The organism is Flexistipes sp., from assembly GCF_036172515.1.
GTDB lineage: Bacteria > Chrysiogenota > Deferribacteres > Deferribacterales > Flexistipitaceae > Flexistipes.
Map to the genome: position 1 here is coordinate 14,573 of NZ_JAXKVW010000017.1, position 26,945 is coordinate 41,517.

Annotated in this window: 32 protein-coding genes and 1 tRNA gene; all 33 read left to right on the forward strand. The window is 39.2% G+C overall.

Annotation, left to right across the window (positions count from 1 at the left end; translation table 11 throughout):
• The first annotated feature begins 10 nt into the window (after positions 1-10).
• The 33 genes from ftsH to UMU13_RS10385 all read left to right on the forward strand — a co-directional run bounded on the left by ftsH (position 11) and on the right by UMU13_RS10385 (position 26,735).
• Positions 11-1,915 carry an ATP-dependent zinc metalloprotease FtsH gene (gene ftsH, locus UMU13_RS10225; RefSeq protein WP_328218893.1) on the forward strand — a complete coding sequence of 635 codons (1,905 nt, stop codon included), beginning with the start codon at positions 11-13 and terminating at the stop codon, positions 1,913-1,915.
• Positions 1,884-3,080 carry a dihydropteroate synthase gene (gene folP, locus UMU13_RS10230; RefSeq protein WP_328218895.1) on the forward strand — a complete coding sequence of 399 codons (1,197 nt, stop codon included), beginning with the start codon at positions 1,884-1,886 and terminating at the stop codon, positions 3,078-3,080. The genes ftsH and folP overlap by 32 nt, the downstream gene beginning before the upstream one ends.
• Complete coding sequence (gene cdaA, locus UMU13_RS10235) at positions 3,073-3,858, forward strand: diadenylate cyclase CdaA (RefSeq protein WP_013886120.1); 786 nt, start codon at positions 3,073-3,075, stop codon at positions 3,856-3,858. The genes folP and cdaA overlap by 8 nt, the downstream gene beginning before the upstream one ends.
• A complete protein-coding gene (locus UMU13_RS10240) occupies positions 3,845-4,747 on the forward strand; it encodes a CdaR family protein (protein WP_328218898.1) in 903 nt (300 codons plus the stop codon). Before cdaA ends, UMU13_RS10240 begins: the two co-directional genes overlap by 14 nt.
• A complete protein-coding gene (gene glmM, locus UMU13_RS10245) occupies positions 4,744-6,105 on the forward strand; it encodes a phosphoglucosamine mutase (RefSeq protein WP_328218899.1) in 1,362 nt (453 codons plus the stop codon). The genes UMU13_RS10240 and glmM overlap by 4 nt, the downstream gene beginning before the upstream one ends.
• Positions 6,105-6,824: a pyridoxine 5'-phosphate synthase gene (locus UMU13_RS10250; RefSeq protein ID WP_328218901.1), complete on the forward strand. Its 720-nt coding sequence runs from the start codon at positions 6,105-6,107 to the stop codon at positions 6,822-6,824. Before glmM ends, UMU13_RS10250 begins: the two co-directional genes overlap by 1 nt.
• Entirely contained in the window at positions 6,825-7,175 is a 351-nt protein-coding gene (gene acpS / locus UMU13_RS10255) for a holo-ACP synthase (RefSeq protein WP_328218903.1), read from the forward strand. It abuts the gene before it with no gap.
• A complete protein-coding gene (gene kdsB / locus UMU13_RS10260) occupies positions 7,172-7,900 on the forward strand; it encodes a 3-deoxy-manno-octulosonate cytidylyltransferase (RefSeq protein ID WP_328218905.1) in 729 nt (242 codons plus the stop codon). The genes acpS and kdsB overlap by 4 nt, the downstream gene beginning before the upstream one ends.
• On the forward strand, positions 7,897-9,534 hold the full coding sequence (locus tag UMU13_RS10265) for a CTP synthase (protein ID WP_328218908.1): 1,638 nt from the start codon (positions 7,897-7,899) through the stop codon (positions 9,532-9,534). The genes kdsB and UMU13_RS10265 overlap by 4 nt, the downstream gene beginning before the upstream one ends.
• Positions 9,531-10,301 (forward strand): 3-deoxy-8-phosphooctulonate synthase, encoded by a 771-nt coding sequence (kdsA, locus tag UMU13_RS10270; RefSeq protein WP_328218910.1) that lies wholly within the window; start codon positions 9,531-9,533, stop codon positions 10,299-10,301. Before UMU13_RS10265 ends, kdsA begins: the two co-directional genes overlap by 4 nt.
• Positions 10,298-11,260, forward strand: coding sequence for a KpsF/GutQ family sugar-phosphate isomerase (locus tag UMU13_RS10275; RefSeq protein WP_328218912.1), 963 nt, complete (start codon positions 10,298-10,300; stop codon positions 11,258-11,260). The genes kdsA and UMU13_RS10275 overlap by 4 nt, the downstream gene beginning before the upstream one ends.
• Complete coding sequence (locus UMU13_RS10280) at positions 11,260-11,754, forward strand: KdsC family phosphatase (protein WP_328218914.1); 495 nt, start codon at positions 11,260-11,262, stop codon at positions 11,752-11,754. Before UMU13_RS10275 ends, UMU13_RS10280 begins: the two co-directional genes overlap by 1 nt.
• Positions 11,724-12,269 (forward strand): LPS export ABC transporter periplasmic protein LptC, encoded by a 546-nt coding sequence (locus UMU13_RS10285; RefSeq protein WP_328218916.1) that lies wholly within the window; start codon positions 11,724-11,726, stop codon positions 12,267-12,269. Before UMU13_RS10280 ends, UMU13_RS10285 begins: the two co-directional genes overlap by 31 nt.
• Positions 12,259-12,783 (forward strand): lipopolysaccharide transport periplasmic protein LptA, encoded by a 525-nt coding sequence (lptA, locus tag UMU13_RS10290; protein ID WP_328218918.1) that lies wholly within the window; start codon positions 12,259-12,261, stop codon positions 12,781-12,783. The genes UMU13_RS10285 and lptA overlap by 11 nt, the downstream gene beginning before the upstream one ends.
• On the forward strand, positions 12,725-13,465 hold the full coding sequence (gene lptB, locus UMU13_RS10295) for an LPS export ABC transporter ATP-binding protein (RefSeq protein WP_328218920.1): 741 nt from the start codon (positions 12,725-12,727) through the stop codon (positions 13,463-13,465). The genes lptA and lptB overlap by 59 nt, the downstream gene beginning before the upstream one ends.
• Before the next feature lies 1 nt (position 13,466).
• On the forward strand, positions 13,467-14,858 hold the full coding sequence (rpoN, locus tag UMU13_RS10300) for an RNA polymerase factor sigma-54 (RefSeq protein WP_328218922.1): 1,392 nt from the start codon (positions 13,467-13,469) through the stop codon (positions 14,856-14,858).
• A 1-nt stretch (position 14,859) separates the two neighbouring features.
• Positions 14,860-15,393 (forward strand): ribosome hibernation-promoting factor, HPF/YfiA family, encoded by a 534-nt coding sequence (gene hpf / locus UMU13_RS10305; RefSeq protein WP_328218924.1) that lies wholly within the window; start codon positions 14,860-14,862, stop codon positions 15,391-15,393.
• A 9-nt stretch (positions 15,394-15,402) separates the two neighbouring features.
• Positions 15,403-15,864 carry a PTS sugar transporter subunit IIA gene (locus tag UMU13_RS10310; RefSeq protein WP_328218926.1) on the forward strand — a complete coding sequence of 154 codons (462 nt, stop codon included), beginning with the start codon at positions 15,403-15,405 and terminating at the stop codon, positions 15,862-15,864.
• A complete protein-coding gene (hprK, locus tag UMU13_RS10315) occupies positions 15,864-16,841 on the forward strand; it encodes an HPr(Ser) kinase/phosphatase (RefSeq protein WP_328218928.1) in 978 nt (325 codons plus the stop codon). The genes UMU13_RS10310 and hprK overlap by 1 nt, the downstream gene beginning before the upstream one ends.
• Entirely contained in the window at positions 16,842-17,696 is an 855-nt protein-coding gene (gene rapZ, locus UMU13_RS10320) for an RNase adapter RapZ (protein WP_328218930.1), read from the forward strand.
• Between the two features lies 1 nt (position 17,697).
• The gene (locus tag UMU13_RS10325; RefSeq protein ID WP_013886138.1) at positions 17,698-18,096 is read left to right on the forward strand and encodes a PTS sugar transporter subunit IIA; all 399 of its coding nucleotides are present in this window, start codon (positions 17,698-17,700) and stop codon (positions 18,094-18,096) included.
• On the forward strand, positions 18,093-18,581 hold the full coding sequence (locus UMU13_RS10330) for a PTS system mannose/fructose/N-acetylgalactosamine-transporter subunit IIB (RefSeq protein ID WP_328218933.1): 489 nt from the start codon (positions 18,093-18,095) through the stop codon (positions 18,579-18,581). Before UMU13_RS10325 ends, UMU13_RS10330 begins: the two co-directional genes overlap by 4 nt.
• 1 nt (position 18,582) lies before the next feature.
• Positions 18,583-19,236, forward strand: a complete 654-nt coding sequence (locus UMU13_RS10335) for a PTS sugar transporter subunit IIC (RefSeq protein ID WP_328218935.1) — start codon at positions 18,583-18,585, stop codon at positions 19,234-19,236.
• Positions 19,233-19,931 (forward strand): PTS system mannose/fructose/sorbose family transporter subunit IID, encoded by a 699-nt coding sequence (locus UMU13_RS10340; protein ID WP_328218937.1) that lies wholly within the window; start codon positions 19,233-19,235, stop codon positions 19,929-19,931. The genes UMU13_RS10335 and UMU13_RS10340 overlap by 4 nt, the downstream gene beginning before the upstream one ends.
• Before the next feature lie 7 nt (positions 19,932-19,938).
• A complete protein-coding gene (locus UMU13_RS10345; RefSeq protein WP_328218939.1) occupies positions 19,939-20,220 on the forward strand; it encodes an HPr family phosphocarrier protein in 282 nt (93 codons plus the stop codon).
• Complete coding sequence (ptsP, locus tag UMU13_RS10350; RefSeq protein ID WP_328218941.1) at positions 20,217-21,959, forward strand: phosphoenolpyruvate--protein phosphotransferase; 1,743 nt, start codon at positions 20,217-20,219, stop codon at positions 21,957-21,959. Before UMU13_RS10345 ends, ptsP begins: the two co-directional genes overlap by 4 nt.
• A 12-nt stretch (positions 21,960-21,971) precedes the next feature.
• Entirely contained in the window at positions 21,972-22,481 is a 510-nt protein-coding gene (locus tag UMU13_RS10355) for a permease (protein WP_328218943.1), read from the forward strand.
• A 53-nt stretch (positions 22,482-22,534) separates the two neighbouring features.
• Positions 22,535-22,930: a response regulator gene (locus UMU13_RS10360; RefSeq protein ID WP_328218945.1), complete on the forward strand. Its 396-nt coding sequence runs from the start codon at positions 22,535-22,537 to the stop codon at positions 22,928-22,930.
• A gap of 119 nt (positions 22,931-23,049) precedes the next feature.
• A tRNA-Ile gene (locus UMU13_RS10365) sits at positions 23,050-23,123 on the forward strand.
• A gap of 36 nt (positions 23,124-23,159) precedes the next feature.
• Positions 23,160-24,269, forward strand: coding sequence for a Nif3-like dinuclear metal center hexameric protein (locus tag UMU13_RS10370; RefSeq protein ID WP_328218947.1), 1,110 nt, complete (start codon positions 23,160-23,162; stop codon positions 24,267-24,269).
• A gap of 2 nt (positions 24,270-24,271) precedes the next feature.
• Positions 24,272-25,006 (forward strand): zinc ribbon domain-containing protein, encoded by a 735-nt coding sequence (locus tag UMU13_RS10375; protein WP_328218949.1) that lies wholly within the window; start codon positions 24,272-24,274, stop codon positions 25,004-25,006.
• On the forward strand, positions 25,007-25,447 hold the full coding sequence (locus UMU13_RS10380; RefSeq protein ID WP_328218951.1) for a ribonuclease HI family protein: 441 nt from the start codon (positions 25,007-25,009) through the stop codon (positions 25,445-25,447). It abuts the gene before it with no gap.
• 478 nt (positions 25,448-25,925) lie between these two features.
• Entirely contained in the window at positions 25,926-26,735 is an 810-nt protein-coding gene (locus UMU13_RS10385; RefSeq protein WP_328218953.1) for a ZIP family metal transporter, read from the forward strand.
• Positions 26,736-26,945 lie beyond the last annotated feature (210 nt).

Sequence of the window (26,945 nt, forward strand, 5' to 3'; positions counted from 1 at the left end):
AGGAGGAATGATGAAAAATAACTTTTTCAAAAATATTACACTGTGGTTCGTCATCGCCCTTTTAATGGTGATGATGTTCAACTTTTTTAATACAGGACAGGGGGTCAGGGAAAAGATATCCTATACGGCTTTCCTTGAAAAGGTTCAGAAGGGGAATATAAAAACCGTTGTTATAAAGGAACAACATGTAACAGGTGAATTTGCAGATGGAACTCAGTTTGAGACCTATACTCCCAAAGATTCCGGAATGGTTAGTATTCTCAGGGAAAACAATGTCCAGATTTTTGCCAAACCGCCGGAGCAAAACCCGTGGTATGTTCAGGTTCTTATATCCTGGCTTCCTTTTATACTGCTGATCGGCATATGGATATTTTTTATGCGGCAGATGCAGGGTGGAAGTGGAAAGGCTTTTAATTTCGGCAAAAGCAAAGCAAAGCTTCTGACCAAAGATCAGCAGAAAGTTACTTTTAAAGATGTAGCCGGCGCTGATGAGGCTAAGGAGGAGCTTGAAGAGATAATAGAATTTCTCAAAGAGCCTCAGAAATTTCAGAAACTCGGAGGCAGGATTCCCAAGGGTGTTTTATTGGTGGGGCCTCCCGGAACCGGGAAAACACTGCTTGCAAAAGCTGTGGCCGGTGAGGCGGGTGTTCCTTATTTCAGTATAAGTGGTTCTGATTTTGTGGAAATGTTTGTCGGTGTGGGAGCATCGAGAGTAAGGGATTTGTTCGAGCAGGGAAAGAAAAATGCTCCCTGCATTATTTTCATGGATGAGCTGGATGCCGTTGGCAGGCACAGAGGTGCCGGTCTTGGAGGCGGGCATGATGAAAGGGAACAGACCCTTAATCAGCTTCTTGTTGAAATGGACGGATTTGAGTCCACCGAAGGTGTGATTTTGATAGCGGCAACAAACAGACCGGATGTTCTCGACCCGGCTTTACTGCGTCCGGGACGATTTGACAGACAGGTTGTTGTTCCGCCGCCGGACAGAAAAGGTAGACTGGAAATTCTTCAGGTTCATGCTAAAAAAATACCTTTGTCCGATGATGTTGATCTTGATATTGTGGCAAAAGGTACACCGGGATTTGCAGGTGCGGAACTGGCTAATCTTGTTAACGAAGCTTCCCTGCTTGCTGCACGACAAAACAGAGATAAAGTCACGATGGATGATTTCGAAGAAGCTAAAGACAAGGTAATGATGGGTAAGGAGCGCAGAAGTATTGTGATCTCAGATGAGGAGAAGAAAAATACGGCATATCATGAGGCCGGTCATGCTATTGTGGCAATACTGACCCCGGGAGCGGATCCTTTGCATAAAGTCAGTATTATTCCCAGAGGAATGGCACTTGGTGTTACCCAGCAGCTGCCAGAGGACGACAGATATATGCACACCAAAGAGTATCTTCTCGGAAGGCTGGCTGTTCTTATGGGCGGAAGAGCTGCGGAAGAGCTTGTTTTCGACAGACTTACCACCGGGGCAGGCAATGATATAAGCAGAGCAACGGATATTGCCAGAAAGATGGTTTGTTCCTGGGGGATGAGCAGTAAAATCGGGCCACTGTTTTTCGGCAAAAAAGATGACGCTGTGTTTCTCGGTAAAGAGATTTCATCTTCAAAGGATTACAGTGAAAAAACAGCTGTAATGATAGACGAAGAGATAAAAACTATAGTATCCAACAGTTACAAGAGAGCCACAAATATATTGAAAGAAAATTTTAATCTGCTTGAACAAACTGCTCAGCTTCTTTTGGAAAAAGAAACCATTGAAAATAAAGATATTCAGGATTTAATCAAAAAACTGAATGAAGATGAAGAGGAAAATAAGGAAGCTGAAGACGAGAATGAAGAGAAAAAAGAAGATAGTCAGAAAGGTGGAAATGTAGAAGATGAGCCGGTTCCTCCAACTGATCAGCAATGATGCTGAGCGGTTAAAATATGAATTTAAGCGTATAGGTGTAGATGAATACGCCTTTAAAATGGCAGGAAAGGGGAAATCTCTGAATATAAAAGTCAGGGATCTCATCCCTGCTCAGGCCAATATTATCAAGCAGGAATCGCTGGCTGCAGGTATGGATGCTGCTGTCAGCAGGGGAACCGTTGGTTGTAATGTAAACAAAACAGACCTTCTTTTGATGGGTAACGCAATACAGTATAAACGTTTGATTGACAGACTTAAAGTTCAGCCGTATTCTTTAAAGTTACTTGCTGAAGAACTGTTTAACTTTTTGGGCAAGAAGAAAAATAGGATGTTGATTATTCCATCAGGCGAGTTGGCTCTCGATGAGCCTGAGATTATGGGAATCCTTAATGTTACCCCGGACTCATTCAGTGACGGCGGTGAGTATTTATTGCATACCGACTATAAGCGCCGTATAGATGAAATAAATGCCGCTGGTGTTAAGGTTATCGATATTGGCGGAGAATCATCCCGACCGGGCTCGACCCCTGTGGATGCGGAAACGGAAAAAGAGAGGATTGCCGGTGCTGTTGAATATGCTTTGAGCATCGGTTTAAAGGTATCTGTTGATACGTATAAGTCGGCAGTTGCCGAGGACGTGCTGAAAAAAGGCGCAGATATAATTAACGATATCAGCGGTTTTAAATTTGACCGGGATATGCCGAAAGTTTGCGCGGATTATGGTGCAGCCGTGTGCCTTATGCATACAAGCAGTACACCTGATAAAATGCAGCAAAAAACGGATTATGCTAATTTTCTGGAAGAAGTAAAAGCCTATTTATTCGACTCTGCAGAAATGGCTCTAAAAGCCGGGATAAAGGAAGAGAGTATAATTTTGGATCCAGGGTTCGGATTTGGCAAGAAACTTAATGATAATTATCTTTTGTTGAAATATCTTGATGAGTTTACATCTACGGGGCTGCCGATATTGATTGGTGTTTCCAGAAAATCTATGATAAACAGGGTTGTGGATAAATCTCCCGGTGAAACTGCACTGGCATCAAAAATTGCTGAAACCATTGCTTTGGTTAAGGGTGCAGATATTGTGAGAACCCATGATATATCGGAAACTTTGGATATGGTTAAAATAATACGCGAATACAGGAAGGCAGATCCTGATGGTTGATATATTTTCCGTTGTTTCTTTGATTGACGTTCTGGATATAGCCATTATCAGCTATATTATTTACAGACTTCTTCTCCTTATTAAAGGCACCAGAGCCTTTAATATGTTGTTCGGCATAATTTTTCTGATATTCATGTCTTTTGTTGCGAAGTATCTTGGATTGAAAACCACCAGCTGGGTTTTGAGTAATTTCTCCGGTTATCTGTTTCTGACAATAATAATCCTGTTTCAGCCTGAAATAAGACGGGCGCTTGCCTTTATCGGTGAGACGAAAATGTTCGGTTACCAGGGAGAAAACATTGCCCAAACTATAGATGAGATAGTTAAGGCCGCAACAATTCTTGCTAACAGGCAGATAGGGGCTTTAATTGTTTTACAGCGTGATACAGAGTTGTCACATTATATACAGGCCGGCACAGTGCTGGATTCAGTTGTGGGAAAAGACCTTCTCATAAGTCTTTTTATTCCATATTCGCCGCTGCATGACGGAGCAGTTATTATCTCGGAAGGTAAAATAAAATATGCCGGTTCAATTTTACCTCTCACCAAACATGAAGATATAGACAAAAAATTCGGCACAAGGCACAGAGCGGCCTTGGGAATAACGGAAGAGACAGATGCTGTAAGTATTGTTGTAAGTGAAGAAAGGGGCACAATATCTGTAGCGTATAAAGGCAATATTACCTCAGAACTGGACGCAGATATGCTTAGGGATACATTGTATAATATTTACCAACATCCGGGTAAATCGAAGAGTAAAAAAAATGCTGCTGAATAATATTTTTTTGAAAATTTTGAGTGTACTTTTGGCAATTTCCCTTTGGCTTATTGTTGCTACATCAGACTATGATCAGGTGCAGTTCAATGTACCTGTAAAACTTATTAATGTTCCTGACAAAAAAGTTGCCGTTACTGACGAAAGTTTGATAAATGTTACACTCAACGGGCCGAGACTTGTACTGAATTCCCTTTCTTATAATGATGTGAGTGTTGAAGTAAATGTAAGAAATTTTTCCGCATACCAAACGGATTACCGGATAAAACCTTCCGACGTAAAAGTACCGTCCAGTGTTAATGTTGTCAGAATACAGCCGGCTGAAATTACTGTTACTATAGATAAAATTGTTCATAAAAATATTGAGGTGACTCCAGCTTTTATCGGTGAGCCTGCTGAAGGGTTTAAAGTGGGGAGTCTTCAGATAACACCTTCGGAAGTGGAAGTCACCGGAGCCGCTTCCACATTGAACGACATTGATTATATAGAAACTCTTCCCATTAATTTATCAGGTAAATCGGAGAAGATGAGCTACTCTGTAGGACTGAAAAAATTCAGCGGAATAAAAAGCATTGATCCCTCTCAGGTGGAGGTAACTGTTATTTTTAGTGAAAATATGGTCAAGCGAAAGCTCAGCAATATAGCTGTAACGGTTGTTAAAAAAAATAAGGATTACAATTATAAACTTCTGACAAATGAGGTTGATGCTCAAATTGATGTCAGGAGCGATATTGCTGATAGTAAAGATTTGAAAAAGAGGATAAATATTTACGTTGATGTTTCACAGCTGACCCCGGGTCAGTATTTGCGTAATATTGAATATTCTTCAGGCGAAAATATTAAAATTATTGAAATTATTCCTGGTAAGGCACGTGTGGAGGTAACAAAGTGAGAAAATATTTCGGTACGGACGGAGTCAGAGGGAAGGCCAATGTTTTTCCGATGACTTCTGAATTTGCGCTTTTGCTGGGTAAAGCAGTGGCACAGACATTTAAAAACGGTAACAAAAAACATAAAATTGTTGTGGGAAAAGATACAAGAATCTCCAGTTATATGTTTGAAAATGCAATTGTCTCAGGTATTTGTTCAATGGGTGTTGATGCCATAATGCTTGGAGTTCTTCCCACTCCGGCTATTGCGTTTATTACCAGAAGCCTGCGGGCTGACTCCGGTGTTGTGATTTCTGCATCACATAACCCTTATGAAGATAACGGAATTAAATTTTTCTCCAATACCGGTTTCAAACTGAATGATGATATTGAAGCGAAAATAGAGAATATAATAGACACTGAGGACTTTAATGAAAGTTCAAAAGAAGTGGGAAAAGCTTATCGTATAGAAACGGCAATCGGCCGTTATGTGGAGTATACCAAAGGAACGTTTGATAAAAATTATGATTTAAAAGGCCTGAAAATTGTACTTGATTGTGCCAATGGAGCCACATATAGGGTTGCTCCTATGGCTTTTGAAGAACTGGGTGCCGAGGTTTATGTAATAGGTGACGAGCCGGACGGTTATAATATTAACGATAACTGCGGCGCTGTCCACCCTGAAAGGGTTGCCGAAAAAGTTGTTGAACTCGGGGCTGATTTGGGTATTTCGTTTGACGGCGACGGAGACAGAGTGATTTTTGCCGATGAAAAGGGAAATATAGTCAACGGAGACCATATCCTTGGAATTTGCGCACAGTATATGCATACCAGAGGTTTATTAAACGGTAATACTGTTGTAGCAACGGTGATGAGTAACATTGGTCTGGAGAAGACGCTGCAGGGGATTGGAATAGATTTTATCAGAAGCGGAGTTGGAGACAGATATGTTATTGAGGAAATGCTGAAAGGCGGTTATAATTTAGGAGGTGAGCAGTCCGGGCACATTATTTTCAGCGACTATAACTCAACCGGTGACGGTATGATCAGCGCGTTTCAGCTGCTCAGGGTTATGGTGAACGAAAATAAACCTTTAAGTGAATTGGCTGCTTTTGTAGAGATATGTCCTCAGGTGTTAAAGAATTTTGCCGTCAGCAGCAAAGTTCCTATTGAGAATCTTAAAGAAACAAGACGTATGATAGATGATTATGAAACCAAATTCAACGGAAAAGGGAGAATACTGGTAAGATATTCCGGAACTGAGAATAAACTCAGGGTTATGGTTGAAGGTGAAGATTTAAATTTTATAAAAGGAATTACAGAAGAAGTGGGGCTAAAGGCTGTGGATGAAATAAATAAAAATTTTGCAGGAAAAATCTGATGATAAAGCTTGGTGTAAACGTTGATCATGTGGCTACTCTGAGACAGGCCAGGCTTATAAAAGAGCCGGATCCGGTGGAAGCGGCAGTGTGGGCGGAACATGCAGGTGCTGACGGAATAACGGTGCATCTCAGGGAAGATACAAGGCATATTCAACACAGAGATGTTTCACTGCTGAAAGATATATTAAAGACACGATTAAACCTTGAAATGTCTGTGAATCATGAAATATTGGATTTTGCATGTGATATAAAGCCTTATATGTCAACACTGGTTCCTGAAAAAAGAGAAGAACTGACCACCGAAGGCGGCCTTGATGTTAAAGGTAACGAAAAAGAGGTCTCGGAGGCGGTAAAGCACTTAATGAGTAACAATATAAAGGTGAGTCTTTTTATCGATCCGGATATACAGCAGATAAAGGCAGCAAAAAATCTTGGTGTGAATATTGTTGAGCTGCATACAGGTTCTTATGCCGAAGCTGAAGATGATGAGCAAATTCTGTTTGAACTGCAGAAACTGACAAAGGCGGCAGAATTCGCAAAGGATTCAGGGATGGTGGTTAATGCCGGGCATGGCCTGAACTACAGGAATACAAAGAAGCTTTGCCGGAATATTCCGTTCTTGAATGAGCTTAATATAGGTCATTCAATTGTTGCCAGAAGTGTGTTCACAGGGATATTTGAGGCGGTGAAAGAAATGAAACGTCTTATAGGCGAATAAATGATGATCGGTTGCGATATAGTTGAAATTGAAAGAATTAAAAATGCATACACTAAACTGGGGGATTCGTTCTCCGACAGGGTACTTTCCGAAAGGGAAAGAGAAATTTTTATACAAAAAAAAAGAAGTATGAGCTTTCTCAGCGGACGTTTTGCAGCCAAGGAGGCCGTTTCAAAAAGTTTGAAAACGGGGCTTGGAAAGCTTGGACTTAAAAATATAGAAATCTTGGCCGGTGAAGACGGAGAACCGGTTGTTTATTTAAACGGACAAAAAGCAGACATGGAGGTTTCCATCTCTCATTCGAAAAATATGGCTATGGCTGTTGCCATAGAAAACAGAGGAAATAAATGAGTGCGGTGATTATTCCTGCAAGATACAATTCATCAAGACTTCCGGGAAAACCGCTTGTAAAAATCGGCGGAATTCCTATGATTGCAAGGGTGGCCAACAACTGTCTTAAAAGTGCTGCGGACAGGGTGATTGTTGCAACTGATGATATTAAAATTATGGAGGTCTGTGAAAAGATTGACGGATTAGAGGTTACATTGGGCGATAAAGAATATTTCAGCGGCACGGATAGAATTTCCGATGTTGCCAAATATCTAAGGGAAGATGTAATTATAAATGTTCAGGGGGATGAGCCGTTTTTGTCTCCCAAACTTATCAATGATCTGATAAACAGTTTAAATGAAAATGATAATATCTATATGTCTTCGGCATATGTGAATATGAATGAAACGGAGGCGGATGACCCCGGCAATGTTAAAGTTGTCGTTGACAGAGAGGGGTATGCCCTTTATTTCAGCAGAGCAAAAATGCCTTTCGGAAGAAATAAAAATGCTGCGCAGTATAAGAAACATATCGGGATTTACGGTTTTAAACGGCATTTTTTGTTGAAATATGCAGAGATGGACAGAACTCCGCTGGAGAAGACGGAAGAGCTGGAGCAGCTCAGAGCTCTTGAAAACGGATACAGGATAAAAATGATAGAATCCGACAATGATTCATTGTCTGTTGATACGTATGACGATGTTAAAAAGGCTGAGAAAATTTTGGAAAGGGGGGTCAGTTCGTGACTAAGTATATTTTTGTTACAGGCGGAGTATTATCATCTCTGGGTAAGGGGATTACAGCTTCCTCAATTGGCACACTTCTGGAAGCAAGAGGTTACAGTGTAGTTATCAAGAAATTCGATCCCTATCTGAATGTGGATCCGGGGACTCTCAGTCCTTTCCAACACGGTGAGGTTTTTGTTACCGAGGACGGAGCAGAAACGGATCTGGACCTTGGTCACTATGAGCGGTTTCTCACCTCCAATACAACAAAAGACTGCAATATTACTACCGGGAAAATTTATTACAGTGTCATTCAAAAGGAGCGCAGGGGTGATTATCTTGGAGCAACTGTTCAGGTGATTCCGCATATTACAGATGAGATAAAAGAAAGTATTTTAAAGCTTTCTGAAGATAACGATTTTGTCATTACCGAAATAGGTGGAACTGTTGGTGATATTGAGAGCCTGCCGTTTTTGGAGGCGATAAGGCAGTTCAAATTTGATGTTGGCGAAGAGAATGTTCTTTATGTCCATGTTACCCTTGTTCCTTTTATAAAGAGTGCCGGTGAGCTTAAAACCAAACCAACACAACATTCAGTGAAAGAACTCAGGGAGATAGGTATTCAGCCGGATATCCTGGTATGCAGATCTGAGTACCCCCTTGATGATACTATAAGAAAAAAGATTGCCTTGTTTTGTAATGTTTCCAAAAACAGTGTTATTAACGCCATTGATGCCAGCACAATTTACCAGGTGCCGCTTTATATGAATAAAGAGGGGATAGATAAATTAATTATGAAACGGTTTTCACTTGAGGATAAAAATTACGATTTGGAGAAGTGGGAGGAAATTGTAGAGCGGATAAAAAATCCTGAAGACGAGGTGCAGATAGGTGTTGTGGGTAAATATACGGATTTGAAAGATGCTTATATCAGTCTTAACGAAGCTTTAATACACGGCGGTATTTATAACAAACTAAAAGTAAATGTGAAATGGATTGACGCAGAAGATCTTGAAAAACCTTCTCCGGATGTACTGCTTGATGACCTGGACGGCATACTAATACCGGGTGGATTCGGAGACAGAGGTGTTGAAGGTAAAATAAAATCTGTCAACTTTGCCAGGAATAAAGATGTACCTTTCTTTGGCATCTGTCTTGGGATGCAGTGTGCGGTTATAGAGTTTGCCAGGAATGTCCTCAAATATGAGGATGCTAACAGTGTCGAGTTTGACAAATCCACAAAGCATCCGGTTATAGACTTTATGAATGATCAGAAAAAGATAAAACAGCTGGGCGGCACAATGAGACTTGGTGCTTACAGATGTGATCTGAAGAAGAATTCAAAGTCATACCAGGCTTATAAAAAAGATACGATATATGAACGACACAGACACAGACTGGAGTTTAATAACGATTATCTGCAGGATTTTGTAAAAGAAGGGCTACTTATTTCCGGACACAATCCTGACAGGGATTTGGTGGAGATTGTCGAAATAAAAGCTCACAGATGGTTTGTCGGCTGTCAGTTTCACCCGGAATTTAAATCAAAACCAACAAATCCGCATCCTTTATTCAGCAGATTTGTTGAAGCAGCATATAAATATAAAAAAGAGAAAGCTGAAAAGTCCGCCCATGAAGGTATAGAGGCTGTATGATTTTAATGGCTGGTCCGTGCGTTATTGAGACGGATGAAACAGCATTAAGGACATGTGATTTTTTAAAGAATCTGGCTTTAAAGTATAATCTGGATTTATATTTTAAATCTTCCTTTGATAAAGCCAACAGAAGTTCCGTAGATTCGTATCGGGGTCCCGGTATTGAAAAGGGGATGGAGCTGTTTGAAAAGGTGAAGAGAAAATTTGATGTAAAAATTATTACAGATTTTCATGAGCCAGTTCAGGCTGCTCAGCTTTCCGGAAATGTGGATATGCTCCAGATTCCGGCTTTCTTATGCAGACAGACCGACATGCTTAAAGCAGCCTCTGAATCCGGCCTGCCTGTCAATGTTAAAAAGGGGCAGTTTTTATCCCCCTGGGATATGAGTAATATTGTTCAGAAACTTGAGTCCTTTGGTGTGAAAAAGAGGGATATCTTTTTAACCGAGCGGGGGACAAGTTTCGGCTATAATAATCTTGTTGTGGACTTCAGGTCATTTCCTGTGATGCGAGATACAGGAGCAAATATTATCTTTGATGCCACACATTCACTTCAGCTGCCCGGCGGAATGGGCAAATCTTCCGGAGGACAGCGTGAGTTTGTACCATATCTGGCAAAGGCTGCAGCTGCCTGCGGTGTGGACGGCTTTTTCATGGAAATACATCCTGAACCGTATAAGGCATTATGTGACGGACCCAATATGCTGAATTTTGAAACTGCTGAAAATGTTATTAAAAATATATGCCGTATAAGAGATGTTTTATGAAAATTAAAGAAATTGCTCAGAAAACTTTAAGAATAGAAGCAGATGCCATCTATCGCTTGGCTGACAGGATTAATGATGATTTTGAGAGGGCAGTGGAAATACTGATGAGCTGCAAAAGCCGTGTTGTTGTAACTGGAATGGGCAAGTCCGGTATAATAGGAAAAAAAATTGCCGCCACTTTGTCTTCCACCGGCACCCCATCGCTGTTTCTGCACCCGGCTGAGGGTGTTCACGGAGATTTGGGGATGCTTATGAAGGGTGATGTTGTCATTGCTATCTCCAACAGCGGCGAAACCGAGGAAATTGTTTCAATACTTCCCATTATAAAACGGTTTAACGTTCCAATAGTTTCCCTTGTTGGCAGAATGGATTCCACTTTGGCAAGACGGAGTACCTGTGCAATTGATGCTTCTGTTGAGAAGGAAGCCTGTCCGCTTAACCTTGCTCCCACTGCAAGCACAACTGTTGCTTTGGCAATCGGGGATGCTCTTGCTGTTGCCCTGCTTGAAAAACGAGGATTTAAAGAAGAAGATTTTGCTGTATTCCATCCTTCCGGCTCTCTCGGAAAAAAGCTTCTGTTAAAAGTTGGTGACTTATACCATACTGGGGAGGAAGTCCCGGTTATCAATGAGAATGAACTTATTTCAAAAGCTGTAATCGAGATGAGCAGCAAAGGTTTTGGCTGCACATCAGTGGTTGATAATGACGGGAAACTTGTTGGAATTATTACGGACGGTGATTTAAGGCGTTCTCTGGAAAAGTACCAAAACATTTTCGATAAACCTGTTTACCAGCTGGCAACGAAAAATCCCAAAACGATTTCTCCGGATGCTCTGGCGGCAAGAGCACTGCAGATAATGGAGGAATTTTCAATTACCACAATTTTGTCGGTTGATGATAATAAGCACCCGACGGGTATTATACATTTACACGATATTCTGAGTGCAGGGATTGTGTGATGATAAAGATTCTGATTATGGATGTGGACGGAGTTCTCAGCGACGGGAAAATTATATATGATGAAACCGGCAAAGAGATTAAAAATTTTGATGTAAAAGACGGTTTTGGGATAAATATGGCAAGAAAAGCCGGGTTGCAGTTGTGTATTATTTCCGGCAGGAAATCAAAAGTCACTGAAATAAGAGCCAGAGAGCTGCTGATCGATGATGTCTATCAGGGTGTTGAAGATAAACTGGATACATTTAAAAAAGTAATGCACATAAAAAACTTACTTCCTGAAGAGGCCGCTTTTATAGGTGATGATCTGAACGATATCAGGTTGATGAATGCTGTGGGTTTTTCAGCTGCAGTTGCTGATGCTGCAGAAGAAACCAGGAAAGCTGCGAAAATTGTGTTGGAAAATAAAGGCGGCAGCGGTGCAGTGAGGGAATTCGTTGAAAAAATATTAAAGTTAAATGGTTTATGGGAAAAAACGTTAAGCTTGTATTATTGATTATGTTTTTATTAATTATTCTTTTATCGGTTGTCTATTATTCAACCCGGAATGATAAAAATAAGCTTGAAAAGATTGATATTGCAAAGAATAATTTGGTAATAAAGAATTTCGATCTGAGCAAAAATCTGACAGACAGTCAGGGCTTTTACAGGGTGACAGCAGCCATTGCAAAGTTTGATAAAGATATCGGGAAATCAAAACTTGATAACTGCTCTATAGAATATAAAACAGATAATACATCTGCAACTTTTCATGCTGCAGAATGTACATATTGGGTGGATAAAAAAATTGTGTTAGAAGGTAGTGTAAAGGGTCAAATAAACAGTGTAAAAATAAATACAGATGATAACGGCGTATTTAATTACTACTTTGACAATGCTACAGGAATTATTAAGAACGGTGTGGAAGTTCATGGAAACAATATTATTATTACTTCCGAAAAGGCATTAATGTCCAGGTCTAACCGCATCATTGAATTTATAGACAATGTAGAGGTTGATTATGCATATTAAGAAATTATCTGTATTATTTTTAATTATTGTCTGTATCTCAGTTGCAGGTGCAGCTCAAAACAAGGTTCAGATTGAGTCCGACTCTCTAAAGTATTTCGGCAATAGGAATGTATCATATTTCAGAGGTAATGTGTTTGTAAAAAGTGATAATCTGACAATGCATTCGGATAATATGAGTGTTTACTTCAATGATAACAGAGAACCGGAAAAGATAGTTGCAGAAGGTAATGTAAGTATCACTAAACAGGAGTTGTACGCATTGTCCAATAAAGCTGAAATGCTGATGAATGAGAATGTGATAAAGCTGTCCGGAGATGTCAGGGTCTGGCAGGGGGAAAATTATCTTGAAGGTCAACAGGTAATCATATACAATGATGAAAATCGGATTGAAGTGAAAAAAAGTGATAAGAGCAGAGTAAAAATTATTTTCTATCCGGATCAAAAGGGGAAATCTATTGTCAATACAGGCAAACCATCTGAAAAAGAGCTACAAGAAAAGGACGGTAGTAGATAACGTAACATTAAAAGTCGACAAGGGCGAGATTGTCGGCCTGCTTGGACCGAACGGTGCAGGCAAAACAACCACTTTTTACATGATAGTCGGTATTGTTAAATCTGATGAAGGCAGTGTGGTTCTGAATGACTCCGATATTACCCATGACGCAATTCATACGAGAGCAAAAAGAGGGATAGGATATCTACCCCAGGAACCTTCAGTTTTTCGTAAACTTACGGTATATGAAAATATAGCTGCAGCTATTCAGCTTAAATTTCCTTCAAACACCAAAACAAGATCCGGTAAAAGAATGATCAGAGAAAGAGTTGAGAGACTTATCGAAGACTTCGGTCTTAAAAAAGTGATTGATTCTTACGGGTATTCACTCAGCGGCGGAGAACGCAGAAGAGTTGAAATTGCAAGATGTATGAGTATTGATCCTGAATTTATTTTGCTGGATGAGCCGTTTGCAGGTATTGACCCGATATCTGTAGCTGATATACAGAATATGATATTTAAACTAAAAGAGATGGGAATAGGTGTTCTTATTACTGATCATAATGTAAGAGAAACTTTAAAAATTACAGACAGAGGCTATATTATATATGAAGGGAATGTTCTTACAGAGGGCGTTCCTGAAGAAATAATAAGCCACAGGGAAGTTATTAACAGGTATCTTGGCGAAGGGTTTTATTTATAATATGCAAAACACAAAAATGGGTCTGACGCTTGAAAACAAGCTTTCGCAGAAATTAATGATTACTCCTCAAATGAAGCAGTCATTAAATCTGCTTCAGATGCCTGTTGTGGAGCTTTTGCAGGAAGTTAACAGTATTCTGGAGGATAACCCTGTTATTGAGGAAATGGAAAGCAAACAGGAAGAAGAATATTTTGAAAAAGATGAATTCCTTGAAGACTTGAAAAAGGTTGAATGGGATGATTATTTTCAAAACGATGAATGGTATTATTTGCCACGTGATGATGAAGAGGTAAATTTTGAAAAATTTGTAAGCAGCAATGAAAATCTATATGAGCATTTGTTGTTTCAGCTTACCATTTCGGATGTCAGTAAAGAAGTTAAACGAGCAGGGGAATATATTATAGGGAATATTACGGAAAATGGTTATTTTACTTTGGATCCCTCTGTTATTGCAGATGAGATAAATATTGGTGTTGATGTTGTAAATGAAGCGCTAAGTGTAATCAGGGAGTTTGATCCGGCAGGGATAGCCCAGACAAATCTGAAGGACTGTATTTTGAAGCAACTCCACAGTTTCGGTATTAATCCGAACGATATAGATTTTATTGCTGAGATACTGGACAATTATGAAGAAGAAATAATTATAGGCGATCTTAATAAAGTGGCTGAGACTTTGTCTATTGATATGGAAAGTCTTGAAAAGCTTTTTGGATATATTAAGATGACAGATCCCAAGCCGGGGTTAAAGTTTTCTTCTACTGCAAGATATGTGGTTCCCGATGTGTATATTGTGGAAAGAGACGATTTTTTTGATGTTGTTTTGAATGAAGAGGGGTTTGCTCCCATGAAGCTGAACAGCTATTATGTTAAACTGCTCAAGAATGACAGTCTTGACAGCAATACAAGGGAATATGTGGAAGAGAAGGTAAAAAATGCACTTTGGCTTCTGAAAAGTCTCAATCAGCGTAAAAAAGCTATTCAGAGGGTTGTGGAGGAAATTGTAAAAAAACAGTATGATTTTCTTAAAAAAGGGAAGGAATTTCTGAAACCGCTGAAGCTTAAAGATATTGCAGAAGCCACCGGTTTGCATGAGTCCACAGTCAGCAGAGTCACATCAGGAAAATATGCCATGTGTACACATGGGGTTCTTGAATTGCGCTCTTTTTTTATTAAAGGGATTGAATCGGAAAATGGTGAAATCTCTACAATGAACATAAAAATGCAGATCAGGGAACTTACAGAGAATGAGCCGAAAGAAAAACCGTACAGTGATCAAAAAATTGTGGAAATTTTAACAAAAAAGGGTATAAAGATTGCAAGGAGAACTGTGGCTAAATACAGGGAAAGTATGAGTATCCCTGCTAGATCAGAAAGAAAAAGGAATAGGAGGTAATATGCACATTCAAATTACGGCGAAAAATATTGATCTGACCGATGCCATAAGGTCTTATGTGAATAAGAAGATTGGTAAAGTGAAAAAGTATTTCGATCAGGTTATAGAGGTCCATGTAGTGCTTGAAGTACAGAAAAATCTTCATATTGCTGAAGTACTTGTAAATGCAAAGGGTGTTTTTCTGAAAGGTCTGGAAAAATCGGAAGATCTGTATGCTTCCATCGATCTGGCTGTCGATAAGATTGAAAGACAGCTGGTGAAGTACAAAGAGAAAATTCAAAGTAAAAAGCTAATGAACAAAGACTTTGAAGAACCTTTCAGGCTTAATGTCATAGAAACCGGCAGCCTTGATACTGATAATCCCGTAACTGTGATATCGAAACAGATACCTGTAAAACCCATGGATGTGGAAGAGGCTGTTATGCAGATGGATTTGTTAAATAAAAACTTTTTTGTTTTCAGAAATGCAGACAGCTCTGAAGTAAATGTAGTATACAAAAGAGATGATGGAAATATCGGATTAATTGAGCCATAAGAGGTTGGTATGAATTTGAGTGATTATGTTGATGAGGATCTTGTATGCGAGGTTGACGGGAGTCCTGATAAGAATACCGTTTTGAGTGACCTTGTGGAAATTCTTTATGATAAGGAATTATTGAAAGACAAAGAGGGTGCATATGACGCCCTCGTGGACAGAGAAAAATTAGGAAGCACCGGCGTGGGGGAAGAAGTTGCCATCCCCCATGCAAAACTTGATTCAATAGATGATGTCATTGTCCTTTTAGCAATTTCAAAAAAAGGTATTGACTTTGAGTCTATTGATAAGCAGCCGGTAAAGGTTATTTTTCTGGTGCTGGCTTCTGTTAAGAAAATGAATCTGCATTTAAAAACACTGGCAAGAATTTCCCGCTTGATTAAATCCACCGATTTCAAAACCAAGGTTTTGAGTGCATCAAGTAAAAGTGAAATTTTGAATATTCTGAATGAAGAGGAAGCTAAATTGTAATGAACAAAGTCGCCGTATCCGAATTATTGGGAGATGATGCGAAACATCTCAAACTGGAGTTGCTGTACGGCAAAGCCTGGCTGGATTCGAAATTTATAAGCAGTTTTCGAATTCAAAAGCCCGGGCTTGGCCTGGCAGGCTATACCGATCATATACACGGCGGCAGAGTCCAGATATTAGGTAATACGGAGATATCTTATCTCCAAACGCTCACCAGGGATGACAGATATTTTTCCATATCAGAGCTTTGTAAAAAAGACATTGCCTGTTTTGTAGTCACAAAAAATCTTAAAGTTCCTTCCGAACTTTTAACATGTGTAAAAAAACATAATATTCCGCTTATGAGAACAGCTTTGGTTAGCTCTGAAGCAATAACAAAAATATCTGACTTTTTGGAATATAAACTTGCACCGGAAACAGTAATTCATGGTGTTCTGATGGATGTTTATGGTGTGGGCGTACTTATAATAGGCCGCAGCGGCATAGGTAAAAGTGAATGTGCATTGGAATTAATCAAAAGAGGTCACAGATTAGCGGCGGATGATGCTGTTCATATCATAAGAAAACAGGACTTTTTGATAGGAGCAAGTAACGACCTTTTGCATTACCATATTGAATTAAGAGGTCTGGGTATACTGAACGTAAAGGATATGTACGGTGTGAATGCAATAAGAGTGAGGAAAAAGGTGGAGCTTGTTGTGAATTTTGTAGACTGGAACAGTGAGGAAAGCTATGAAAGAACAGGCCTTGATAATAAATATTTTGAGATTCTGGGTATTCATCTCCCTATAATAATGCTTCCTGTTTCGCCGGGACGTAATATGGCCGTTATTGTTGAATCAGCCGCCAAAAATCAGCTTTTAAAATATATGGGCTATGATGCTGCCAGGGAATTTGAGAATAAACTCAACAAAAAGCTTAAGGAAAGCGAGAATATCGAATCCGACAGTTTTTTTGACAGTAAAGGGGTTGAATAATTGCCGAATATCTCAGTGGTTGTTTTGACAGGACTGTCAGGTGCCGGCAAATCTGTGGCGGCGAATGCCCTTGAAGATATTGGCTTTTATACGATAGATAATCTGCCGTTGGTGATTATAGAAAAGTTTGTTGATATTATTTTTGATTTTAACGTTGAAATAAACAAAATTGCTCTTGTTATTGACTCCAGAAGTAAGAATTTTGAAAAAATATATGAAATCATCAAGCTGCTTAAAGATAAATATTATGCTGAAGTTGTCTTTTTAACTTCGGATAACCAGACAATCATAAATCGTTATAAAGAAACCAGACGAAAGCATCCTATGGGCGATGATTTGCCGGAAGCCATTAAAAGTGAAAAGGAAGGGATGTCAGGTGTTAAAGATATTTCCGATATAGTGCTTGATACTTCAGTTTATAATGTGCATCAGCTCTCAGCTGTTATAGAGGATTATTTTAAAGATGCCACCGCTTCCTCTATTTATATAACCGTTCAATCGTTTGGCTTCAAATACGGGATACCTGCTGAATCCGATCTTGTTCTGGATGTCCGGTTCTTAAAAAACCCTCATTTTGTTAAAGAATTCAGAGATTTGACGGGGGTTGATACCGAGGTCAGAGACTATATCTTCAAAGATAAAAGGACAAAGGAGATGCTGAAGAAAATTAAACCGCTCTTTGATTTTCTTCTGCCAAATTACGTAACGGAAGGTAAAAAATTCTTAACAGTATCTATAGGCTGTACCGGCGGGAAACACAGGTCTGTGGCTATTGTTGAGGAAATTGGGAAATACCTGGAGAAGAAACATAAAAATAAAATTTATATAAAACACAGAGATATTGACAGGAGTTGATATGGTTGGTGTTATACTTTTAACACACGGTTCCTTGGGAATTGAGTTATTGAAAACGAGTGAAATGATAATAGGCAAGCAGGATAAAGTAGATTTCTTATCTGTACAGAGCGGAGCTTCTCTCGGGGACCTGGCAGGAGATCTTGACAGGCTGATTAACAAATATAAAGACGGAGGAGTGCTTATTCTGACGGATATGTTTGGCGGCAGCCCTTCCAATATTGCCATGGCTTACCTGGAGAAAAGCAAAGTGGATGTAGTTACAGGTGTAAACCTGCCTATGCTTATTAAAACTTTCAGTATGAGAAAAGACATCAAAAATCCGCAGGAACTGGGAAGAGCTGCTATACAAACCGGAAAGGAGAGTATAATTCTGGCAGGGGACTTGATGACTAAATGAACAAGAAAATTATATTCAGAGTAGACGACAGACTTATACACGGGCAGGTTATAGAAGGATGGATAAAATATTACAAAATTAATGATATTATAATTGTGAGCGACAGAATATGTTCAGATGATCTTCAAAGAATGATTTATTCAAGTATACTACCTGCCAACTGTACACTTAATTTTTACTGTGTGGATGATTTCACCAAAAATTATAGGGAAATTTCTACCACAAAGAACAGTCTGCTTGTTTTGTTTGAATCGGTGAATGATCTCTACAGAGTGCGTGATATACTTGATGAGAGCATATTTATTAATATAGGGTGTGTTGCTTCTAGAGAGCATAAAATTGAAATTACGGATACAGTTTTTCTCGACAAAAAAGAAGTGTTGAAACTAAGTGAGCTTCGTGACAGGTTCAATATCTTTGTAAAAAAGCTGCCATGGGAGACAGCTGTTGAAATTAAAAATTTTATCAATCTTATAGAGGATTAATGTGAATTATATTGCTTTGCTGCTCCTCGCCGGTTTTTCTTCTGTAGACAGGAATGCGGCATTTCACATTATGCTTTCAAGGCCGCTGGTACTATCAACAATCATAGGTCTGTTGTTCGGCAATGTGTATCTGTGTTTTCTTTCCGGACTGCTTATAGAGTTGTTCGGAAATATTGATGTTCCAGTGGGAACGAAAATATCCAAAGATGACACATTCATGGCATATTCTATGGGCATTCTTGTAAGTTTCGGAATAATTCAGACGTTGAGTGACTATCTTTTGGGCCTATTGTTGGTAATCATTTTTGTTTTTCCTGTAACATACGTGGATATGCTTACGAGAAAGTGGAATCAGCACATGCTTGACAAATATCTTAAATACAGAATCTACAAATCCCCTTTCGGGATTTTAATTAAAGGTATAACTGTAGCTTTTCTAAAAGGTGTGGTGCTTTACAACATTTTTTGTCTCATTGCTGCTTTTATCCTTGTTCGGATTGAAGATTATTTGAGTATACAGGGGGAAATAACGGCCTATATTTTTCTCATAGCATCTTTTCTGGCAGGTTATCTTATAAGATTTTTGAGTTTTAAAAGTGTATATAAATATATTATTTTTTCATCGGGGTTGCTTTTAGGATGGTTGGTCATTTGAACAAAGGTAAAAGCTTTCTGAAAAGTTTTATTTTTACCGGAAACTGGAACTATGAGAATATGCAGGGCTCCGGATTCAGATATCTTTTGGAAGAAATTGACCATGCAAATGACTTGGGTATGGACCATAATCAGCTAAGCAGACAGACAGAATACTTCAATACCCATCCCTTTTTGGTAACCTTTGTTCTTGGGGTATGGTTCAAAGAGTTTATCAGGGAAGGACAGCCGGATTACTTTAAGAAGGTCTACTCATCAGCGCTGGCTGCTCTTGGTGACAGCTTTTTCTGGCACTCACTGCGTCCTATTTCTTTTATAATAGCTGCTTTGTTCGGTTTGATGAATCCTGTTTTAGGCGTTATAATGTATCTTTTGGTTTTTAATTTTTTTCATTTTATTTTTCTATATATCGGTTTTGATATGGGATATGTTTTAGGCAAAGAAGTTATTTCATGGTTTAACAGAATTAAGTTTAACAAATGGTCGGCTTATTCCGACTTCATAACCTCTTTTCTTCTTGGGGTACTTCTTTCGCTGGGGCTTAAGGAATATGGTATGGAGACAGTAACCTACTATTTCTTTGCCACCTGTTTCTTGCTGGTCGGTTTTTTTATTGCTAAAAAACTGGATGTTTTGTTCAGTCTTATAATAGCAATAATAGCTTGTTTAGTTATGCTGTATGTAAAGGGGGGTTGAGTTGGCTATGGCAGACACCAAATTGTCTACAGATGTAGAAATTGTTAATGAGCTGGGTATGCATGCAAGGGCTGCGGCCAATTTCGTGAAAGTGGCCAACAAATACTCGTCCGAGGTTACTGTGGAGAAAGACGGTGTTTTTGCTAACGGTAAAAGTATAATGGGAGTCATGATGCTTGCTGCCTCAAAAGGGTCTAAAATCAAAGTAACCACAGAAGGCGAAGATGCTAAGGAATCTTTGGAGGCGTTGGAGAAACTTATTAAAGATAAATTTGGTGAGGCTAAATGAATATTATAAAAGGAATACCGAGTTCTGAAGGTATAGTCACAGGCAAGTGCCACCTTTTGGATAGATCCAAGATTCATGTGGTTAAATATAGGATTGATAAAAGTGGTGTGCCTGAAGAATACAAAAAGCTTGATGATGCAATAAAAAAGACTGAGGATTATATCAGTCATGTCCGGGAAATTTCTCTGGACAAGCTCGGCGAAGATCATGCTTTTATCTTTGATGTTTATCTTCTCCTTTTGAAAGATGATATGCTAGTGGGGGAAACCAAAAGGTTTATTGAAAAAGAGCTGGTTAATGCCGAATATGCCCTGAAAAAAGTATCCGGCAAAATTCTTAAAGTTTTTAATGAATCTGAAGATGAATATTTTCGGGAAAGAAAGAGTGACGTGGAGCAGGTGGTTCAAAAACTTCTGCGTTTTATGTCGGCAAATGAGTATGAAAGTGTACTTAATATAGATGATGAAAAGATAATTATTGCTCATGATCTCACTCCGTCAGATGCAGCAGCTGCGATAAAGAGAAAGGTGAAAGGCTTTGCCATGGATCTGGGAAGTAAGATATCCCATACTTCAATTCTTGCAAGAGCCATAGGGATTCCGGCTGTTGTCGGATGTGAAGATATCTCCAGTAATGTTACTTCCGGAGAAGAGGTAATTATAGATGGTTTTGAAGGGAAAGTGATAGTTAATCCAGATGAAAAAACGCGTGAAGACTACAGAAACAAAGAGAAACGTTACAATAAATATATCGAGGAACTCTCCAAGCTGAAGGATGCCGAAGCCAGAACCAGAGATGGTGAGAGGGTTACAATATGTTCCAATATCGAAATTAATGAAGAGATTAATATTGCTCGTGAATACAATTCAGAAGGAATAGGTCTTTACAGGACTGAGTATATTTATCTGGACAAAGGAGATATTTTGGAAGATGACCAGTTTGAGATACTTAAAAATGCTGTTTTACTGAATAATTCCTATCCCATAACTGTCAGAACATTTGATTTGGGTGGTGAAAAGCTTTCCGATGTCCTGCCCCATCCTGAAGAGGTGAATCCGGTAATGGGATTGAGAGCTGTACGGTATTCACTTCGCTTTAAAGATTTCTTTAAAAAGCAGCTGAAAGCTATCTTAAGAGCTGCGTATTTCGGTGATGTTCGTATTATGTTTCCGATGATTTCCGGAATAGAAGAGGTGAATATCTGCAAAGAGATGTTAAGAGAATCAGCTGAAGAATTGAAGAGTGAAAATAAGAATTTCAAGAGGGATATACCAGTTGGGGTTATGGTTGAATTACCATCTCTTGCCTTGATTACACATCTTATTGCCCGGGAAGTTGATTTTTTTAGTGTCGGAAGTAACGATTTGATTCAGTATACACTGGGTATAGACCGAAATAACGAATATGTAGCCTATCTTTACCGTCCCACCCATCCTTCAATTCTTATTATGCTGGATAAGATTATAACGGATGCAAAGAGTGCCGGCATAGAAGCCTCAGTCTGCGGAGAGATAGCGGGCGAGCCCAAATATATTCCTGTGCTGCTGGGGCTTGGTTATAGGAACCTGAGTATGAGCCCGGCTTCAATACTTAAAGCTAAGATGGTTATTAACCGTATGGAAATCGATTCGTGTGTTAAACTTGTGCGGGAGTTAAAAGAGTGCAAGTATGCAAGGCTGGCAGAAGAAAAATTGTCAAAATTTATAAATGCATATGCGGGTGATGTTTACTTTCACTGACAAGGTATAGAGATGCACAGTAAAGGTTTTGTTTTTGCGACAGTCCTTTTGGGGTTTATGGCAGTTGTTCTGACAACTCTTGCTTATTTCAGGGGTGACGGGGCACATATTGAGGGTTTGAAGAGTGCTTTCAGACTTACGCTGAATATTCTTCCTCTGATATTTTTTGCAATGATTATAGGCGGAATGATTCAAATCCTTATTCCCAAAGATCTGATTATGAACTGGATAGGTTCCGGATCAGGGATAAGGGGAGTTGTGATCGGAAGTTTGGCTGGTGTAATTACACCGGGTGCGCCCTATGTGAGTTACCCCATTGCCGCGGCATTGATACAATCCGGGGCTGGTATCCCCACCATTATTTCCTTTGTAACCTCATGGTCACTGCTTTCAGCCACCAAAATCCCCATGGAAATGGGGATACTCGGAGTAAATTTTACCTTTTTCAGGCTCATTTGTACTTTTTTATTTCCCTTTATGGCCGGTATAATCGCTTTATTGATAAAGAATTTAATAAGATAATTTTTTATGTTATAATCAGTTATTGTTAAATTCTTTTTAAGAGAGGTTTTTTAATGAGCAGTGAAACAGGTCTTTATAAAATACTTATTATGGATGATCAGGAACTCATTCTGGAGTCTTCCAGCGAACTTCTTACTATACTTGGTTATGAGGCAGAAACTGCAAAAAACGGTGAGGGTGCCGTTGAGTTGTTTGAAAAGGCTTACCATGAGGGAGAGCCTTTTGATTTGGTAATACTGGATCTGACCGTTCCAGGCGGAATGGGCGGAGTGAAAACTTTAGCAGCTATGAAGAAGATTTCTTCGGATTTCAAAGCGATTGTTTCAAGCGGCTATTCAAACGATCCCATTATGTCCGATTTTAAAAATTACGGTTTTGATGGTGTATTGATAAAACCGTTTAAACTGGAAGTGCTTCAGGAAACACTTGATAAATTATTCGGGGATTAATTATTGCTGTATTTTTATGTATAAATAAATTTTAAAAATTTGTTGACAAACGATATAAAAATACTATTATACATATCCGTTTTTGATAGTAAAAACAACCGGCTTTGCCGGTTAATAAAGGGCCAATAGCTCAGTTGGCTAGAGCCACCGGCTCATAACCGGTAGGTCCCAGGTTCGACTCCTGGTTGGCCCATTTTTTTCGCTTTTATGCGGGTTTAACAAAAAAGAGATGTCAGTGCAAATTGATGATATAAAAAGTTTTTTTGAAAAAAGTTTTTCTGATATTTCCCGTCAGTATGACTGGGATAACAGCGGGGCTCAAATCCTATCCGGAAAAAAAGATGTGAAAAAGGTTGGATTTGCTCTCGATCCTACAGAGGAAATCATAGACCAGGCAGTTAATGAGGGGTGTGAGTTACTGATAACTCATCACCCCCTTTTTTTTACACCTTTCCGAAAAATAGATACCCGAAGCAGGATTGGCAGGATAGTTTCTAAAACTTTAAAAGCGGATCTTAGCATACTTTCATATCATACCTCTCTGGATATGGCTGATTACAGCCTGAATGATTATATAGCCGATTTACTTGGCGGTAATGTTGAAGGGTATCTGGACTATTTTAAAACTGAAAATTTTAAGAAGTTTGTAGTATTTGTTCCCAAGGGGTTTGAAGACAGTGTTATCAGTGCTATCGATGAGGCCGGCGGCGGCTGTATCGGCAATTATTCTAAATGCACATTCTATACTGAAGGCACCGGCACGTTTTTACCCGGGGATAACACCGATCCTTTTATCGGTGAAAAAGGGAAACTGGAAAAAGCCGAAGAAGTCCGCCTGGAAACGATAGTCAGTGCAAAAAACATCAATAAAGTCGTGGAGGCTGTTAATAAAGCTCATCCGTATGAAGAGATGGCCTACGATATATACCCCCTTGCTCTTGAAGAGAAGAAAGGTTTGGGGAGAATTTGCACATTTCGTGAGTCTGTTTCATTTAAGGATTTTGTTGAAACAATTTATGAATTACTGGCGCTTAAGGTAATTAAACATAATGCAAGAGACACTCAGTTTGAATTTAGCAAATTCGCCGTTGTTACCGGCAGCGGTTCTTCACTCTGGAAAAAGTGCAAATCGGCAGGTGTTGATGTTTTAGTCACAGGTGATATGAAGCATCATGATGCCTTGGACGCCCGGGCCGAAGGAATTGTAATTGTTGACTGCGGTCATTTTGAAACAGAAAGAATATATATGGAGTATTTATCAACACTTGTAAAAGACAAGTTTGATATAGACACAAAAATATTAAGGGAAACACCGAGCATTAAATACTTTTGGGGGTAACAATGTTAGAATCTGTTGAAAATCTTATAGAATTGCAGAAGATTGACAATCGAATTGCAGAACTGGAGAACTATCTTAATGAAATCCCGGATGAGCTTAAGAATCTGAAAAATGAAAAGGAGAGATTGGCAGTTCAGTATGAAGAACTTGAGACCAGGTTAAATTCGCTGAAGAGTGAAAGAAACGAACTGGAAACCTCTTCATCAGAAAAAAACAGACTTCTTGATAATGCACAAAAGAAGCTGACCACTGTGAAAAACAACAAAGAGTATGAAGCTGTATTGAAAGAGCTGGATACATTAAAAAAAGAAATTTACGAGGAAGAACTGAAAGTTTTGGAACTTAACGATGAGATTGAGACTAATGAGAAAGATTTTAAAGCCTGTAGTGAGAAGAAAGAGCAGGTGGACAAGCAGTACGAAGAATTAATAACAAAAAGGGATGAGGAGAATGTTTCTCACAGGCAGGAGCTTGAAGAATTAAGAGAAAAGCGCAAAGAAGCTGTTAAGAATGTTAAAAAGCAGATTTTGTCCAAATATGAAATGATACGCAAAGCCCGGAATAATCTGGCTATTGTCAGAGTCGAGAATGAAACATGTACGGGTTGTTATATGAAAGTTCCGCCTCAGTTGTATGTTGAAGTGAAAAAAGAGCATGCAATTCAACAGTGTCCCAATTGTCAGCGTTTCCTCTATTTTTATGAGGATGCAGAACAGGAACAGACGGCGAAGAGTTAAATGTATAAGGTTTTTTCAGACGGAGCCTGCAAAGGCAACCCCGGTCCGGCCGGTATAGGTTTCGTTATATATGATGATGACGGAGAGAAGGTTTACGAATGTTCCACTTATATTGGTGAAGGGACAAACAATATTGCCGAATACACAGCAGTCCTTGAAGCAATAAAGGTCATAAAGCAGAGGCTCAGTGAAGACACGGCAAACGGGAATTTAACCGGGAAAAATGAAAAAGTTATTTTTCATCTGGATTCTGAACTTGTCGTCAGACAGCTTAACGGTATTTATAAAGTAAAGGATCCCACTCTAAAAAAAATATTTTTTAAAATATTGGAAGAGCTCAAAGGTATGGAGTATGAGGTTGTTCATGTTCCCAGAGACCTAAACAAAGTAGCAGACAGACTCTCAAAGAGAGCTTTAAATGTCATAAATTCAGCCTATTGACAAATACGGTATATGTCTACTTTAGAGTTTATTTTAAAAAATTAAGTCCTCTGTCCCTAACCTTTTTATTTTATATATCCTTAATAACCTTTGTGGCAACCACCATAGCATAAAAAAAACGTAGGAGAGCTTTGAATATTTCTGGAAGCGCGGCTTAATCCGTACAAAGTTTATTCCGAAACCCAGTATTATCAAGCATGCGGGACTACCAGGGCACTTAATAATTAAGTGCCCTGGCCTAAAACTGGGAAAAACACATTATTCAAAGCTCTCTAAGTATTAAGTTTACAGGACCGAGGAACAAGGAAAAAATTATAAATACCCGTAATACCCTTACAACCTTTTCAACCCTTACTACCTTTCCTCCACGTATCACGGTTTTATTTTGGGTGGGTGCCGAAAATTCTTACTATGGTATTTTTATGTCATGAATGTTAATATTATATAAAAATTGAATTAAATTTGGAGGAGTAGTGTTATGAATTGGTTTTTATCTTTGTCTCCTGTTATGCAGGCTTTTGTTGCAACAATGTTTACATATCTGATGACAGCAGCCGGAGCTGCCATGGTTTTTCCATTCAAATCGATTAATAAAAAAGCTTTAAATGCTATGCTGGGTTTTGCCGCCGGAGTTATGATTGCAGCCAGTTTCTGGTCCTTGCTTGCCCCGGCTATCCAGATGGTTGAAGACAGAGGGGGCATTGCGTGGATTCCAGCTGTTGTCGGATTTATTTCAGGAGGTTTTTTCCTCTGGGTAATTGATAAAATACTGCCGCATCTGCATCTTAATATGAAAAGAGAAGACGCAGAAGGGATTTCCACTTCCTGGCAGCGAAGTGTTTTGCTTGTTCTGGCGATTACCCTGCATAATTTTCCTGAAGGTCTGGCAGTGGGAGTAGCTTTTGGAGCTGTAGCTGCCGGTTTGCCCTCTGCAACTATTGGAGGGGCTGTTGCATTAGCTGTCGGTATTGGTATTCAAAACTTTCCGGAAGGAGCTGCAGTATCTGTCCCGTTAAGAAGAGAAAAACTCAGCAGATGGAAGAGCTTTGTGTACGGACAGTTCTCCGGTGTAGTGGAGCCGGTAGCCGGAGTGATAGGTGCTTTGGCAGTAATTTATATGAGGCCTGTGCTGCCTTATGCGCTTTCTTTTGCTGCCGGCGCTATGATTTATGTAGTAGTGGAAGAGTTAATTCCGGAATCTCAATTTGGGGATGAAGTGGATTTGTCAACCATAGGTGCAATGATGGGATTTGCTGTAATGATGACGCTGGACGTTGCCCTTGGATGATGTTTAGGGATAAAGAGAGATAGGGAAGTGGTGAGAGAGTGAGATAGGGAGATAGTGCTAAGTATTAAGTTTACAGGGCCAGGGAGCAAGGTGATGTGGTACAAAAATAATGGACAAAAAATTAAGCACCTATTATACAAATAAGAGAGAGGTGCAAAATGACATCGAGACGCAGGAGTTATACTGCAGAATTTAAAGAATCTGCAGTAA